The organism is Streptomyces griseoloalbus (genome assembly GCA_014650015.1).
In the GTDB taxonomy this organism is placed as follows: Bacteria; Actinomycetota; Actinomycetes; order Streptomycetales; family Streptomycetaceae; genus Streptomyces; species Streptomyces griseoloalbus.
The window spans coordinates 221,952-237,885 of the sequence record BMUD01000005.1; the positions used below are offsets into that span (position 1 = coordinate 221,952).

General features: G+C 72.9%; 8 protein-coding genes. 6 read left to right on the forward strand and 2 right to left on the reverse strand.

Annotated elements, in window-relative coordinates; translation table 11 throughout:
- Positions 1-6 precede the first annotated feature (6 nt).
- Positions 7-2,748, reverse strand: a complete 2,742-nt coding sequence (locus tag IE178_RS09980) for a lysylphosphatidylglycerol synthase domain-containing protein (protein ID WP_193511994.1) — start codon at positions 2,746-2,748, stop codon at positions 7-9.
- 176 nt (positions 2,749-2,924) lie between these two features.
- Here IE178_RS09980 and IE178_RS09985 point away from each other — a divergent pair, with 176 nt between their 5' ends.
- The 5 genes from IE178_RS09985 to nudC all read left to right on the forward strand — a co-directional run bounded on the left by IE178_RS09985 (position 2,925) and on the right by nudC (position 13,101).
- Positions 2,925-3,311, forward strand: coding sequence for an MGMT family protein (locus tag IE178_RS09985; RefSeq protein WP_193511995.1), 387 nt, complete (start codon positions 2,925-2,927; stop codon positions 3,309-3,311).
- Between the two features lie 257 nt (positions 3,312-3,568).
- Positions 3,569-6,967 (forward strand): ATP-dependent helicase, encoded by a 3,399-nt coding sequence (locus IE178_RS09990; RefSeq protein WP_193511996.1) that lies wholly within the window; start codon positions 3,569-3,571, stop codon positions 6,965-6,967.
- Between the two features lie 100 nt (positions 6,968-7,067).
- On the forward strand, positions 7,068-10,583 hold the full coding sequence (locus IE178_RS09995) for an ATP-dependent DNA helicase (RefSeq protein WP_193511997.1): 3,516 nt from the start codon (positions 7,068-7,070) through the stop codon (positions 10,581-10,583).
- A 10-nt stretch (positions 10,584-10,593) separates the two neighbouring features.
- The gene (locus IE178_RS10000) at positions 10,594-12,006 is read left to right on the forward strand and encodes a dipeptidase (RefSeq protein ID WP_193511998.1); all 1,413 of its coding nucleotides are present in this window, start codon (positions 10,594-10,596) and stop codon (positions 12,004-12,006) included.
- 150 nt (positions 12,007-12,156) lie between these two features.
- A complete protein-coding gene (gene nudC / locus IE178_RS10005) occupies positions 12,157-13,101 on the forward strand; it encodes an NAD(+) diphosphatase (RefSeq protein WP_229875979.1) in 945 nt (314 codons plus the stop codon).
- A 79-nt stretch (positions 13,102-13,180) separates the two neighbouring features.
- Here the strand turns inward: nudC and IE178_RS10010 are convergent, their stop codons facing one another.
- Positions 13,181-13,423, reverse strand: a complete 243-nt coding sequence (locus tag IE178_RS10010; protein WP_193511999.1) for a mycoredoxin — start codon at positions 13,421-13,423, stop codon at positions 13,181-13,183.
- Between the two features lie 155 nt (positions 13,424-13,578).
- Between IE178_RS10010 and IE178_RS10015 the strand changes: the two genes are divergently transcribed.
- Positions 13,579-15,870 carry an ATP-dependent DNA helicase UvrD2 gene (locus tag IE178_RS10015; RefSeq protein ID WP_318279950.1) on the forward strand — a complete coding sequence of 764 codons (2,292 nt, stop codon included), beginning with the start codon at positions 13,579-13,581 and terminating at the stop codon, positions 15,868-15,870.
- The last annotated feature ends 64 nt before the right edge of the window (positions 15,871-15,934 follow it).

The following is a 15,934-nucleotide window of genomic DNA, read 5'->3' on the forward strand; positions in this document are numbered from 1 at the left end:
CGCCGCCTACAGAGCTGCCTTGCGCGTGAGGTGGTTGAAGGCGAGCCATCCCGGCAGCACCGGAAGCCACAGGGTCAGCAGGCGGAAGAGCAGCACCGCCGGCGCGGCGACCTCCTTGGGGAGCCCGACCGCGATCAGACCGACCGTCAGGGTCGCCTCGACCGCGCCCACACCACCCGGTGTCGGCGCCGCCGACCCCAGCGCGTTGCCCGCGAGGAAGACGACGGCGACGCTCGCGATGCTGACCGAGGTCGTCTCGTCGCCGAACGCCCGGATCGAGGCGTCCAGGCACATCACGAAACAGGCCGTGAGCAGCAGCATGCCGCCGATACCGGTGACCAGCTTCTGCGGCCGTTGCAGCACATCGAGCATGCGCGGCACGACTCCCGCGAAAAGCGACCGCACACGTGTGACGACGAATTTCCGCAGGAACGGCACCGAGGTCACCACCAGCACCAGCACCGCCACCGTCAACAGGCCCCCGATCACCGTGCGGGACGGAGTGAGGGAGGGCGTCTTCTCGGTGCCGGTCAGATAGCCGAAGGCCAGCAGCATCAGGATGTGACAGCCGAGCCCGAAGAGCTGGGAAGCGCCGACGCTCGCCACCGCGAGCCCCGGCCGCACCCCCGCGCGCTGGAGGAAGCGCGTGTTCAGGGCGACACCGCCCACCGCCGCCGGGGCGACGATCTTCACGAACGACCCGGCGACCTGCGCCGCCACGGTCCGCGGGAACGGCACCCGCTCCGGTACGAATCCGAGCAGGGCCATGGCCGCCGCGACATAACTGGCCGCCGAGAACAGCACCGCCGCGGCCACCCAGCCCCACTCCGCGTTCGCGATCAGCGGGCCGAACTCGATGTGGGTGAGCTGCGTCAGCAGGAAGTACGCGCCGATCGCACCGGCGATGAAACTGATCAGTGTCCGCGGGCGCACCCGTTCCAGTCGGGCCGGCTCGACCGGGGCCTGCGGCCTGATCCGCAGCACCTCGTGCCGGATCTGGGTGAGCAGATCCTCCTCGCGCGCCTCCTCGAGGGCCTCGTCGATGGCCCGCTTCTCGGCCCGCTGCTCCGCGCGCACGGCCTTCTTGTCGGCCTTTTCGAGCACGACCGGGTGGTGCGCGTCGTCCGCGGCGTGCTCCGCGCGGGCCGGCTTGGCCTGCCGGGAGGCCTCCAGAACCGCCTCACGTTCACGCTCCGCCCGCTCCCGGGCCAGCTTCCGCAGGGTCGCGCGCGTGGAGCGGCTCAGCGCGATCGGCTGGAGCATCGGCAGACAGTCCGCCACGGTGTCGGGGCCCAGGACGCTCAGCGCGGAGGCCACCGCGCGTTCGGCGCCCACCCTGAGGCCCAGCGTCACCAGCAGCTGGGAGGTGTCCATGCGCAGCAGCAGATCGCCGGCCGCGATCTCGCCGCCGCGCAGGTCGGTGAGGATCACCGTGCCGGAACGATCCACCAGGATGGCGTCGCCCACCAGCCTGCGGTGCGCGATACGGCGCGACTGCAGGGCCCGTACCTGGTGCCAGGTGTCGCGCAGCAGTTCGTCGGTGATCTCCTCGTCCGGCAGCGTGTCGAGGGTGCGTCCGCCGCTGTGCTCGTAGACGAGCATCACCGCGTCGGGACCCAGTTCGGAGGTCGCGATCAGCTTGGGCGCGTTGGCACCGGCGGCGATGGCCGCGTAGGCCAGCAGTGCCTCCTGCTCCAGCGCCTGGCGCAGCGACTGCAGGCTGCTGCGGGTGGCGAAGCCGCGCAGGGTCAGATTGCGCCACGCGCGGTAGAAGAACCCCTGCGCCTGCTGCTCGCGGTCGACCACCGTGACGTCCAGCGGTGGACCGTCCTCCAGGGTGACGAAGTACCGGCGCCCCCGGTCGCCGGCCTCCGAGGCGTCCGGCGTCTCCTCGCGGGACGCGCTCACGGGGCGGAAGCCGACGGTGCGCAGTCCCGCCATCAGGGTGCGTCCCGTGGGGCGCACATTGGGCGAACCGACCGCGTAGAGCGTGCCGTAGGCGACGGTCCAGCCGATCAGCACCGTCAGGATGATCGAGAACGGCGTCGTGTACCCCGTGACGAGCATCGAGAAGGCGTCGAGGAGCAGCACCACCCAGAGCACCGCGCGCCAGCGGGGTCTGCGGGACATGCCGACGGCCGTCATGTACGCGATGACGGGGGCCAGATAGCCGTGCACGGGGTCGGTGAGGGCGTGGATGTCACCGGGGGAGGGCTGGGTGAGCGCCTCCTGGATCGAGTCCGGAGCGGCGCGCGCGACCCACAGGTCGGTGGCGAGTGTCACACCGTGCGCGAGGACGGCGGCGAGCACGCCGTCGGCGATCCGCAGCCCGTCCCGTTTGATCAGCCGCTCGATGGCGAAGGCGACCGGTACCAGGAGGATCGCGATGCTGGACGCCAGGCCCGCGATCTTGATGAGCAGGTCGGGCGCCTGACCGGTGCCCTTGTTGATGTCCTGTTCCAGCCCCGAGGTGGTGCCGTGGGCGAACGCGGCGATCGCCATCAGCACCACGACGGCGAGTACGCCGCCCACGAGCCGCATGAGATCGGACGGGCGGTGCACCCGCGCGGGGAGCAGCGGTTCGTCGCCCTCCACCTCGTCGATGTGCGCCGAGTCGGGGTCCGCGGTGTTCGGGCCCCCCGCGGTGTTCGGGCCCCCCGCGGTGTCCGGGCCCTCCGCCGTGTCCGGGCGCGACGACGCGTCAGGGGTGCCCTCCGTGTCTCCGGGGTGCGCACCCTGCTGCTTCATCGTCTCTTCTCGGTCTCGTATCACCAGTCACCGCCCGCATGATGGTGGCATGCCGTAGCGGCACAAGGGGGCATCAGGGTCCCAAAGCGGGGCGGCACAGTCTGCCCGAAGCGCTGCCCCGGGGCGAGCCGTGCGCGCGCGTCGCGTTGTCGGTGCGGTGGGGCAGGATGGGCCGGATGAGCCAGGAGAGCCTTCCGTCCGACGGGGGTCCGGAGCACCCGGACGCCCTGCCGGAGTACGCCGAGCGGGTCCTCGAGGTGACCGAGCTGATCCCGCCGGGGCGTGTCATGACATACGGGGACGTCGCCGAGTGGCTGGGGGAGGGCGGGCCCCGGCAGGTCGGGCGCGTGATGGCCCTGTACGGGGGAGCCGTCCCGTGGTGGCGCGTCGTCCGCGCGGACGGTCTGCCGCTCCCCGGGCATGAGCGCAGAGCCCTCGGTCACTACCGCGCCGAGGGCACGCCGCTGAAGGAGGCGAGCCGGGCCGCGGAGGGCCATGTGCCGCGCCTCGACATGAAGCGCGCGCGGTGGGACGGCGGCGGGCACACCGAGGGTCACACCTGACAGCTTCCGCCATCGCGCACGCCGCCGTGTGACCAGTGATCCGCCAGGGGGACATGAGGCACATCCATGGCATGACGTACGTTCGTGAGGCGAGGGACATGTGCGACGGGAGTGCCCGGAGGGAAGAAGCGGAAGGTCTGCTTCCGAGCTTTTCACCGGCGTAGCGTCGGCTGCGCGTGTCCCCTTCATCCCGCGACCACCGCCCCGCACGCGCGGCGAATGCCCCAACAGCACACCCACCAGGACCGGCGAACCACGTGAGCTCCTCTTTCTCCACCAGCGACCTGTCGCACCCCCGGGTGCGGCGGGGGAACCGTGGCGCTTATCGACTGGTGCGTACCCCGCCGGCCCGTATCGATCCCCCTCTCCTGGACGCCGCGCAGCGCTCCGTGGTTGAGCACCGGACCGGCCCGCTGCTCGTTCTCGCAGGTCCGGGCACCGGGAAGACCACCACCCTCGTCGAGTCCGTGGCCGCGCGGATCGCCCGTGGCGGGGACCCCGAGCGCATCCTGGTGCTGACGTTCAGCCGCAAGGCGGCCGTCGAACTGCGCGACCGCATGGCGCTGCGGATCGGCGCCGCCCGCGCACCGCGGGCGACCACGTTCCACTCGTTCTGCTACGCCCTGGTCCGCGCCCACCAGGACAGCGACCTCTTCGTGGAGCCGCTGCGGCTGCTGTCGGGCCCCGAGCAGGACGTCACCGTCCGCGAACTCCTCGCCGGCCAGGTGGACCTGGAACGGCTCGGGCTCGCCCATGTGCGCTGGCCGGACGACCTGCGCGCCTGCCTGACCACCCGCGGTTTCGCCGACGAGGTCCGCGCCGTGCTCGCCCGCAGCCGCGAACTGGGCCTCGGCCCCGACGCCCTGGACGCCTTCGCCCGCCGCATCGGACGCCCCGACTGGCGCGCCGCCTCCGCCTTCCTCGCCGAGTACCTCGACGTCCTCGACCTGCAGGGCGTACTCGACTATGCCGAACTGGTCCACCGCGCGGTGCTCCTCGCCCGCCGCCCGGAGATCGCCGGGCAGCTGGCCGCGCGGTACGACGCCGTCTACGTCGACGAGTACCAGGACACCGACCCCGCCCAGGTACGGCTGCTGCACGCCCTGGCCGGCGGACGCACGCTCGTCGCCTTCGGCGACCCCGACCAGTCGATCTACGCCTTCCGGGGCGCGGACGTCAACGGCATCCTGGAGTTCCCGTACGCGTTCCCCCGCGCGGACGGCCGCCCGGCCCCCGTCGAGGTACTGCGCGCCTCCCGGCGTTCCGGCGCCGCCCTGCTGGACGCCACCCGGCGGGTGACCCGGCGCATGCCGCTGCCCCGACTGCCCGCCGAGAAGGTCCGCGCCCACCGGGAGCTGACTCCGGTACGGGACGGCGGCCGGGTCGAGGTGTACACCTACCCGACGTCCGGCACCGAGCTGGACAACATCGCCGACATCCTGCGCAGGGCGCACCTGGAGGACGGCGTCCCCTGGACCGACATGGCCGTTCTGGTGCGGGCCGGCTCCCGCACCCTCCCCGCGGTCCGCCGCGCGCTCACCTCGGCGGGCGTCCCCGTGGACGTCGACGGCGACGACGTGCCCCTGCGCCACGAACCGGCGGTGGCCCCGCTGCTGACGGCCCTGCGCGCGGTGGCGACGGCGGAGGCGGACGAGCGAGAAGACACCACGGGGGCAGGGGGACCGGATTCGGGCGTCGCAACGGGATCGGCATCGGCCTCGGGACCGGATCCCGACGCCGAAGCAGCGGCCGGAACGGGCTCCTACGCCGCAGGCGAGACGTGCTGGCTCGACACCGAAACCGCCCTCACCCTGCTCGCCTCCCCGCTCGCCGGCATGGACGCCGCCGACCTGCGCCGGCTCGGACGGGCCCTGCGCGAGGAGGAGCGGGCCGCGGGCAACCCGCTGCCGCCGCCCTCGGACGAGCTGCTCGCACGTGCGCTGGCCGAACCGGAGCGGCTCGCCGTGCACGACCCCGCCTACGCGCGCGGTGCCCAACGCCTCGGCGCCCTGCTGCGCCGGGCCCGCGAACGCCTGGCGGGCGGCGGTACGGCCGAAGAGGCCCTGTGGGACCTCTGGGACGGCACTCCGTGGCCCCAGCGCCTGGAGCGCTCCGCCCGGCGCGGCGGCGCGGCGGGCCGCAATGCCGACCGGGACCTCGACGCCGTATGCGCGCTGTTCGCGACCGCCGCCCGCGCGGAGGAACGCACCGGCGGCCGGGGCGCCCTGAACTTCCTGGAGGAGATCGAGGCCGAGGACATCGCCGCCGACACCCTCACGCGGCGCGCCGCCCGCCCCGACGCCGTGCGCCTGATGACCGCGCACCGCTCGAAAGGGCTGGAATGGCGCCTGGTCGTCGTGGCAGGCGTCCAGGAGGGCCTGTGGCCGGACCTGCGCCGCCGCGGCTCCCTCCTGGAGGCCGACCGCATCGGCCGCGACGGACTCGCCGAACCCCTCACCCCCGGCGCACTGCTCGCCGAGGAACGCCGCCTGTTCTACGTCGCCGCCACGCGCGCGCGGGAACGTCTGGTCGTGACGGCCGTGAAGGCGCCCGCCGACGACGGCGACCAGCCCTCCCGCTTCCTGACCGAACTGGGCGTCGAGCCCAAGGACGTCACCGGACGCCCGCGCCGCCCCCTGTCCGTCGCCGCGCTCGTCGCCGAACTGCGCGCCACGACGGTCGACCCGCGGGTCTCGGACACCCTCCGGGAGGCGGCAGCCAGGCGGCTGGCCCGGCTCGCCGCACTCGCCGACGAGGACGGCCGCCCGCTGGTGCCGTCCGCGCACCCGTACCGCTGGTGGGGCATGTTCGAACCGACGGAGTCCAAGGTGCCGCTGCGCCACCGCGACCAGCCCGTCGTGCTGTCCGGCAGCGCCCTCGACCAGCTGGCCAACACCTGCGCCCTGCAGTGGTTCCTGGGCCGTGAGGTGAAGGCCGACGCCCCCGCGACCGCCGCCCAGGGCTTCGGCAACGTGGTGCACGTCCTGGCCGACGAGGTGGCCTCCGGGCACACCCCGGCGGATCTCGCCGTCCTCATGGAGCGACTCGACTCCGTGTGGAACGCGCTCGCCTTCGACGCGCCGTGGAAGTCGGCGCAGGAGAAGGAGAACGCGCGCGTGGCCCTCGAACGCTTCCTGAAGTGGCATGTGATGGACCGCGCCGGACGCACCCCGGTGGCCAGCGAGCACGACTTCGACGTCACCCTCGAAGCGGGCGACTACGAAGTACGCATCCGCGGCCAGTTGGACCGCGTCGAGACCGACGGCGACGGCCGCGCCTACGTCGTCGACTTCAAGACCGGCAAACAGGCGCCCAGCTCCGCCGAGGTCGCCCGGCACCCCCAGCTCGCCGTCTACCAGCTCGCTATCCGCGAGGGCGCCGTCGACGAGGTCTTCGACGGAGCACGCCCCGAACCGGGCGGTGCCGAGCTCGTCCAGCTGCGCCAGGGCGCCGCGAAACGGGACGGCGGCGAGGCCCTGCCCAAGGTGCAGGCCCAGGAACCGCTGGAGGGGGAGTGGGTCGGCGATCTGCTGGCCACGGCCGCCGGCAAGGTCCTCGACGAACGGTTCACCCCCACCGCGGGCCAGCACTGCGCCCACTGCGCCTTCCGGGCCTCGTGCAGCGCCCGCCCGGAGGGCCGGCACGTGGTCGAGTGACCGGCGTGACGCATCGCACCACCCATGCCGACCTGCGATGTTCCCATCCCGGAACCCTCATCCGGCCTCCGGTGTCAGTGCCCACCGCTAGCCTCTGGGTGTGCCCGCTCGTATCACCGATCCCGATCAGCTCAAGGAGCTCCTCGGGATTCCGTTCACCCCGGAGCAGACGGCCTGCATCGTCGCGCCGCCCGCCCCGCAGGTGATCGTCGCCGGAGCCGGGTCGGGCAAGACGACGGTCATGGCGGCACGCGTGGTGTGGCTGGTCGGCACCGGCCAGGTCGCCCCCGAACAGGTCCTCGGCCTCACCTTCACCAACAAGGCCGCCGGCGAACTCGCCGAACGCGTCCGCAAGGCGCTGATCAAGGCCGGTGTCACCGACCCGGACGCCATCGACCCGGACAACCCCCCGGGCGAGCCCGTGATCTCCACGTACCACGCCTTCGCGGGCCGCCTCCTCACCGACCACGGCCTGCGCATCGGCCTCGAACCGACCTCCCGCCTGCTCGCCGACGCCACCCGCTACCAGCTCGCCGCGCGCGTCCTGCGCGAGGCACCGGGCCCCTACCCGGCGCTCACCCGCTCCTTCCCCGACCTCGTCGGGGACCTGCTCACCCTCGACGGAGAGCTCGCCGAACACCTCGTACGGCCCGAGGACCTGCGCGCCCACGACGCCGGACTGCTGCGCACCCTGGAGAACACCAAGCTCACCAACGCCGACCTGCGCAAGGTCCCCGAAGCGGCCGCCGCGCGGCGTGAACTCGCCGACCTCGTGGTGCGCTACCGGACCGCCAAACGCGAACGCGACCTGCTCGACTTCGGCGACCAGATCGCCCTGTCCGCCCGGCTCGCCGCGATCCCCGAGGTGGGCCGCATCCTGCGCGACGAGTTCCGCGTGGTCCTCCTCGACGAGTACCAGGACACCTCGGTCGCCCAGCGCGTCCTGCTGGCCGGGCTGTTCGGCGGCGGCACCGGCCACCCGGTGACCGCCGTCGGCGACCCCTGCCAGGCCATCTACGGCTGGCGCGGTGCCTCCGTCGCCAACCTCGACGACTTCCCCGAGCACTTCCCCCACGCCGACGGCCGCCCCGCCGCCCGCCAGTCCCTCAGTGAGAACCGCCGCAGCGGAGGCCGCCTGCTGGACCTCGCCAACGGTCTCGCCGAACCCCTGCGCGCCCTGCACGCGGGCGTGGAAGCCCTCCGCCCGGCCCCGGGCGCCGAACACGACGGCACCGTCCGCTGCGCCCTGCTGCGCACCCACGCGGAGGAGATCGACTGGATCGCCGACTCCATCGCCCACCTCGTACGCACCGGCACGGCGCCCGGCGAGATCGCCGTGCTGTGCCGCACGGCCGGCGACTTCGCCGAGATCCAGGGATCCCTGGTCGCCAGGGACATCCCCGTCGAGGTGGTCGGCCTGTCCGGGCTGCTCCACCTGCCCGAGATCGCCGACCTCGTCGCCGTCTGCGAGGTCCTCCAGGACCCCGGTGCCAACGCCTCCCTCGTACGCCTGCTGACCGGCCCGCGCTGGCGCATCGGCCCCCGCGACCTCGCCCTGCTGGGGCGGCGCGCACGCCTGCTCGTCTCCCACGCGCGCGTGGACGGCGACGACGATCCCGACCGGCGGCTCGCCCAGGCCGTCGAGGGCGTCGACCCGGCCGAGGTGATCTCGCTCGCGGACGCCCTCGACACCTTCCTGGAGACCCCGCTCGACGGCCGCGGCGACGACGACGGCCTGCCCTTCTCGCCGGACGCGCGCGTGCGGTTCGCCCGCCTGGCCGCCGAACTGCGCGACCTGCGCCGCTCCCTGGCCGACCCCCTCATGGACGTGCTGCACCGCGTCCTCGCCGTCACCGGCCTGGAGGTCGAGCTGTCCGCGTCCCCGCACGCCCTGGCCGCCCGCCGACGTGAGACCCTCTCCAACTTCCTCGACATCGCCGCCTCGTTCGCCGCCGGCGACGGCGAGGCCACCCTGCTCGCGTTCCTCGGCTTCCTGCGCACCGCCGCCCAGTACGAGAAGGGCCTCGACAACGCGCTGCCCGGCGGTGAGAACACCGTCAAGGTGCTCACCGCGCACAAGTCCAAGGGCCTGGAGTGGGACGTCGTCGCCGTCCCGGGACTGGTCACCGGCACCTTCCCCAGCGGCCAGGGCCGTGAGAAGTGGACCGCGCAGGGCAAGGTGCTGCCGCACGAACTGCGCGGCGACGCCGACACCCTGCCCGACGTCATGTCCTGGGACTCCCGGGGCCTGAAGGCCTTCCACGAGGCCATGAAGGAACACCAGCACACCGAGGAACTCCGCCTCGGCTACGTCACCTTCACCCGCCCCCGCTCCCTGTTGCTCGGCTCCGGCCACTGGTGGGGACCCAGCCAGAGGAAACCGCGCGGCCCCTCCGCGTTCCTGCACGCCCTCTACGAGCACTGCGCCGCCGGGTACGGCGAAATCGAGGCGTGGGCGGACGAACCCGCCGAGGACGAGGAGAACCCCGCCCTGCACCGGGCCACCGACGCCCAGGTGTGGCCCCTGCCCCTGGACGACGACGCCCTCACCCGCCGCCGCGCGGCCGCCGAGACCGTCCTCGCCCACCTCGACGGCCTCGCCACCCACCCGGACGGCCCCGCCACGGCCGTACACGACCCGGACACGTACGACGATCCGGACTGGCCGCCGCCGCCCGACGACGAAGAAGATCCCCTCCCCGACGACGAGGACCCCCTCCCCGACGACGAGGACGACCCCTTCACGGCCACCGACCCGGGCGACTGGGACGCCTGGCCCACCGACCGCCCGACCGTCCCGCACCAGGCGACGGCTCCGGAACCCGCCGCGCACGCCCGCGCGGCGGAGCGCGACCACCCCCCGCGGGAGCCCGGCAGGCCTCGCCTCACCCCCGAGGAGGCACGCACCATCGCATCCTGGGACCGTGATCTCGACGCCCTCGCCGGAGAGCTGCTGCGCACCCGCCAAAGCGTCACCGAGGTCCGGCTGCCCGCCTCGCTCACGGCGACCCAGCTGCTCCGCCTGGCCGCGGACCCGGACGGCTTCGCGCAGGAGCTGGCCCGCCCCATGCCCCGCCCGCCGCAGCCCGCCGCGCGCCGCGGCACCCGCTTCCACGCCTGGGTCGAGGCGCGCTTCGAGGAGCTGACGCTGCCCATGCTCGACCCGGAGGAGCTGCCCGGCAGCGACGCCGAGATCGCCGACGAGCGAGACCTCGAGACCCTCAAGGAAGCCTTCGAACGCACCGAGTACGCCCGCCGAACGCCCCACCGCGTGGAGACGCCCTTCCAGCTGTCGATCGGCGGCCGCGTCGTCCGCGGCCGCATCGACGCCGTCTACAAGGAAGGCGAGGGGGACGGGACGACGTACGAGATCGTCGACTGGAAGACCAGCCGCGGCCACACCGCCGACCCCCTCCAGCTCGCCGTCTACCGGCTCGCCTGGGCCGAGCAGCAGAACGTCCCCCTGGAGACCGTCACGGCCGCGTTCCTGTACGTACGCACCGGCGAGATCGTCCGCCCCGGCCCCCTGCCCGGTCGCGCCGAGCTGGAGCGGCTGCTGCTGGAGGAGCCGTCCGGTGAGATACCGCACTCCGAGGACACCGCCGCGGGCCGATAGGCTCGTGACCATGAGCCAGCCCGTTGACAGTGCCGTCAGCGCCGTCCGTACGTACATCGAGCAGCACCGCGGCGCCTTCCTCGACGACCTCGCCGAGTGGCTGCGCATCCCGTCCGTCTCGGCCCAGCCCGACCACGCGCCCGACGTGCGCCGCAGTGCCGAATGGCTCGCCGCCAAGCTCAACGAGACCGGCTTCCCGACCGCCGAGGTCTGGCAGACCCCCGGCGCCCCGGCCGTCTACGCCGAGTGGCCCTCCGCCGACCCCGAGGCGCCCACCGTGCTGGTCTACGGCCACCACGACGTGCAGCCCGCCGCCCGCGAGGACGGCTGGGACAGCGAGCCCTTCGAGCCCGTCGTCCGCGACAACCGCCTCTACGCGCGAGGCGCCGCCGACGACAAGGGCCAGGTGTTCTTCCACACCCTCGGAGTCCGCGCCCACCTCGCCACCACCGGCCGCACCACCCCGGCCGTTCATCTGAAGCTGCTGATCGAGGGCGAGGAGGAATCCGGCTCCCCGCACTTCCGGGCGCTCGTCGAACAGCACGCGGACCGGCTCACCGCCGACACCGTGATCGTCACCGACACCGGAATGTGGTCCGAGGACACCCCGACGGTGTGCACCGGCATGCGCGGCCTCGCCGAGTGCGAGATCCGGCTGTACGGCCCCGACCAGGACATCCACTCCGGTTCCTTCGGCGGCGCGGTCCCCAACCCGGCCACCGCGGCCGCCCGCCTGGTGGCCGCCCTGCACGACGAGCACGCGCGCGTGGCGGTCCCCGGCTTCTACGACGGCGTCGTCGAGCTCACCGACCGCGAACGCGAACTCTTCGCGGAGCTGCCCTTCGACGAGCGGGATTGGCTGCGCACCGCCAAGTCCCGCGGCACCTGGGGCGAGGCCGGATACAGCACCCTGGAGCGCGTCTGGGCCCGCCCCACCGCCGAGGTCAACGGCATCGGCGGCGGCTACCAGGGACCCGGAAGCAAGACCGTCATCCCGTCCTCCGCCATGGTGAAACTGTCCTTCCGGCTCGTCGCCGGCCAGGACCCCGAGCACGTGGCGCGGGCCGTCCGCGACTGGGTGCCCGGGCAGCTCCCCGACGGCATCCGCCACGAGATCGCCTTCAGCCCCGCCACCCGCCCCTGCCTCACCCCGCTGGACCACCCGGCCCTGCAGTCCGTGGTCCGGGCGATGGGCCGCGCCTTCGGCGCACCCGTCCGCTTCACCCGCGAGGGCGGCTCAGGACCGGCCGCCGACCTCCAGGACGTCCTGGGCGCACCGGTCCTCTTCCTCGGGATCTCCGTCCCGTCCGACGGCTGGCACGCCCCCGACGAGAAGGTCGAGCTGGACCTGCTCCTCAAAGGCGTCGAGACCAGCGCGTACCTGTGGGGCGACCTCGCCGAGCACTGGCGGCACGCGCCCTGACCGCCTCACACCGTCCGAACCCGGCGCCCGCGCGGGGCACACTGGAAGGACCCGCCACCGCGCCCCGCCGGACCCGGTCCCCTCCCGCCGCACGTCCCGCCGAACCGCCCGCCGACCCAATCCGTTCCCCCGGGGGAGTTGGAAGCACCCGTGACCACCTGGACCGACCACACCGCCGACCGCCCCATCTCGCTCACCGCCCCGAGCGGCATCGACCGCGCCGCCCACCACCGGCTCGACGAGGCATGGCTCGCGGCGGCGTGGAGCCACCCCTCGACCCGATGCTTCGTGGTCTCCGGCGGACAGGTCCTCATCGACGAGACGGCGGACGGGCGAACCGAACTCGTCATGACCCCGTCCTTCGAGGCCCCGCTCACCGAGGCACACCGCTACTTCCTGGGCACCGACGACAACGGCGTCAGCTACTTCGCCCTGCAGAAGGACTCCCTGCCCGGCCGCATGGACGAGTCCGCCCGTCCGGCGGGACTGCGCGAGGCGGGGCTGCTCCTGTCGCCGCGCGAGGCCGGCCTGATGGTGCACGCGGTCGCCCTGGAGAACTGGCAGCGGCTGCACCGCTTCTGCTCCCGCTGCGGCGAGCGCACCGTCATCGCCGCCGCCGGCCACATCCGCCGCTGCCCCGCCTGCGGTGCCGAGCACTACCCGCGCACCGACCCCGCGGTGATCATGGCCGTCATCGACGACCACGACCGCATCCTGCTCGGCCGCCAGGTCCACTGGCCCGAGGGCCGCTTCTCCACGCTCGCCGGATTCGTCGAGCCCGGCGAGTCCATCGAGCAGTCGGTGCGCCGCGAGGTCCACGAGGAGGTCGGCATCAGCGTCGGCGAGGTCGAGTACATCGCCAGCCAGCCCTGGCCCTTCCCGTCCAGCCTCATGCTGGGCTTCGTCGCCCGCGCCACCTCGACCGAGATCGACGTCGACGGCGACGAGATCCAAGAGGCCCGCTGGTTCTCCCGCGACGAACTCGGCGCCGCCTTCGAGTCCGGCGAGGTGCTCCCGCCCTACGGCATCTCGATCGCGGCCCGCCTGATCGAGCGCTGGTACGGCAAGGACCTGCCGACGCGCAGCACCTTCTGACCCGGCACACCAGGACCCGCACACAATGAAGCGGGGTGGCCCCCAGTGGATGGAGGCCACCCCGCTTCGTGCGGAACGCTCAGGCGCCGATCTTCTGCTTCACCTGCGCCAGCGACGGGTTGGTGAGCGTCGACCCGTCAGAAAAGAGGACAGTCGGGACCGTCTGGTTTCCGCCGTTCGCCTTCTCCACGAACGCCGCGGACTCCGGGTCCTGCTCGATGTTGATCTCGGTGTACGCGATGCCCTCGCGGTCCATCTGGCTCTTCAGCCGGCGGCAGTAGCCGCACCACGTGGTGCTGTACATCGTCACAGTGCCCGGCATGTCTCTCGCGCTCCTTCGGCGGCTCGGGAAGTCCTCGCTGTACGGGGAACGTACTTGAAAGCGCAGGCATTCCCGCAGGCGCTCCCGCGGGCGGGCCTCCGACGAGCGGTGGGCCGACGCGGTTCCGGCATGACGCCTGCCGTCCCGCGACCGTGATGCCCGCCGCATTAGTACGACTGCGAGGCCCTCCCTGTGGACAACCGGCTCACCTGTCTCCGGCGACCTGGCAGCATGGCTGTGTGACAGCAGCAACGCATTCCACCCTCTTCCCGCAGGTACCGGACTCGGCCGACGCGGTGCTCGAAGGGCTCGACCCCGAGCAGCGCGCAGTGGCCACCGCCCTGCACGGTCCGGTGTGCGTGCTGGCGGGCGCCGGTACCGGCAAGACCCGGGCGATCACCCACCGGATCGCCTACGGGGTGCGCGCCGGAATCCTCCAGCCGTCCAGCGTGCTCGCCGTCACCTTCACCAACCGTGCCGCCGGGGAGATGCGCGGGCGGCTGCGCCAACTCGGTGCCGTCGGTGTCCAGGCCCGGACCTTCCACTCCGCGGCACTGCGCCAGCTCCAGTACTTCTGGCCGAAAGCGATCGGTGGCTCCCTGCCCCGGATCGTCGACCGCAAGATCCAGCTGGTCGCCGACGCGGCCGCCGCCTGCCGCTTCAGGCTCGACCGGGGCGAGCTGCGGGACGTCACCGCCGAGATCGAATGGTCCAAGGTCACCCAGACCGTCCCGGCGGACTACGCCGCCGCTGCCGCCAAGGCCGGCCGCGAGGCGCCCCGAGACCGCGCCGAGATCGCCCAGATCTACTCCGCCTACGAGGACCTCAAGCGCGAGCGCGTCGTCATCGACTTCGAGGATGTGCTGCTGCTGACCGTCGCCGTCCTGCAGGACCGCAACGACATCGCCGAGCAGGTCCGCGCCCAGTACCAGCACTTCGTCGTCGACGAGTACCAGGACGTCAGCCCGCTCCAGCAGCGTCTGCTGGAGCTGTGGCTCGGCGACCGGGAGAACCTGTGCGTGGTCGGCGACGCCAGCCAGACGATCTATTCGTTCACGGGCGCAACCCCCGACCACCTGCTCGACTTCCGTACCCGCCACCCCGGAGCCACCGTCGTCAAGCTGGTCCGCGACTACCGTTCGACCCCTCAGGTCGTCCATCTGGCGAACGGACTGCTCGCCCAGGCCCGCGGTCGCGCCGCCGAGCACCGGCTGGAACTGGTCTCCCAGCGCCCCGCGGGTTCCGAACCGGTCTTCACCGAGTACACCGACGAGCCCGCCGAGGCGGAGGGTGCCGCGCGCCGCATCCGTGAGCTGATCGATGCCGGTGTCCCGGCGAGCGAGATCGCGGTCCTGTTCCGCACGAACGCACAGTCCGAGACGTATGAGCAGGCCCTCGCCGACGCCGGGGTGCCCTACCAGCTGCGCGGCGCCGAGCGGTTCTTCGACCGGCCCGAGGTGCGCAAGGCGGGCATCGCCCTGCGCGCTGCAGCCCGCTTCGGCGGCAACGACGCGCTTCTCGACGACGCCCCCGACCTGCCCTCACAGGTACGCGCCGTGCTGTCGGGCGAGGGCTGGACACCGCAGCCGCCGGCCGGCTCGGGCGCGGTCCGGGAGCGCTGGGAGTCACTGGCCGCTCTGGTGCACCTCGCCCAGGACTTCGCCGCCGCCAGACCCGGTGTCACGCTCGGCGACCTCGTCGCCGAACTCGACGAGCGGGCCGGCGCCCAGCACGCCCCGACCGTGCAGGGTGTCACCCTCGCCTCGCTGCACTCGGCCAAGGGGCTGGAGTGGGACGTCGTCTTCCTGGTCGGCGTCGCCGAGGGCATGATGCCGATCACCTACGCAAAGACCGACGAGCAGATCGAGGAGGAGCGACGCCTTCTCTACGTCGGCGTCACCCGTGCCCGTGAGCGTCTCCATCTCTCCTGGGCGCTCTCCCGCTCGCCCGGCGGCCGCCCCAACCGCCGCCCCAGCCGCTTCCTCGCCGGACTGCGCCCCGGTTCGCACACCGCCGCGGGCCACGGCGGCGCGGCCGGTACGGCAGGTGTGGAGCGCGGCTCCTTCACGGCGGCGCCCGCCTCGGCCGCGCCGGGCCCGAGACGCAGACAGCGCAGCCCAGCCCGCTGCCGGGTCTGTGGCCGCACGCTGACCGACGCGGGCGAGATGAAGCTGATGCGCTGCGAGGACTGCCCCTCCGACATGGACGAGGGTCTGTACGAGCGGCTTCGTGAGTGGCGTGCCGACCAGGCGCGGCGCAGCGGGCAGCCGGCCTTCTGCGTCTTCACCGACAAGACGCTGATGGCCATCGCCGAGACGGTCCCCGACGACGAGCACGGGCTCGCCCGCATCCCCGGGGTGGGGATGCGCAAGCTGGGCCGCTACGGAACCGATGTTCTGGCCATCTGCGCAGGCCGTGACGTCGGCGTGGACCAAGGTCAGGGCTGATACGAACTCGTCGCAAAAATAGTTTGCGCATGCCCCGGCCATCCCCATAGGTTCTTAGGCACGG

What these genes read in the sequence shown, in the direction of transcription:
- IE178_RS10000 (WP_193511998.1), top strand. Translation starts at nt 10,594, where the DNA reads ATGAGCCAGCCCGTTGACAGTGCCGTCAGCGCCGTCCGTACGTACATC.
- IE178_RS09985 (WP_193511995.1), top strand. Translation starts at nt 2,925, where the DNA reads ATGAGCCAGGAGAGCCTTCCGTCCGACGGGGGTCCGGAGCACCCGGAC.
- IE178_RS09980 (WP_193511994.1), bottom strand. Translation starts at nt 2,748, where the DNA reads ATGAAGCAGCAGGGTGCGCACCCCGGAGACACGGAGGGCACCCCTGAC.
- IE178_RS10010 (WP_193511999.1), bottom strand. Translation starts at nt 13,423, where the DNA reads ATGCCGGGCACTGTGACGATGTACAGCACCACGTGGTGCGGCTACTGC.
- IE178_RS10015 (WP_318279950.1), top strand. Translation starts at nt 13,579, where the DNA reads ATGCCCGCCGCATTAGTACGACTGCGAGGCCCTCCCTGTGGACAACCG.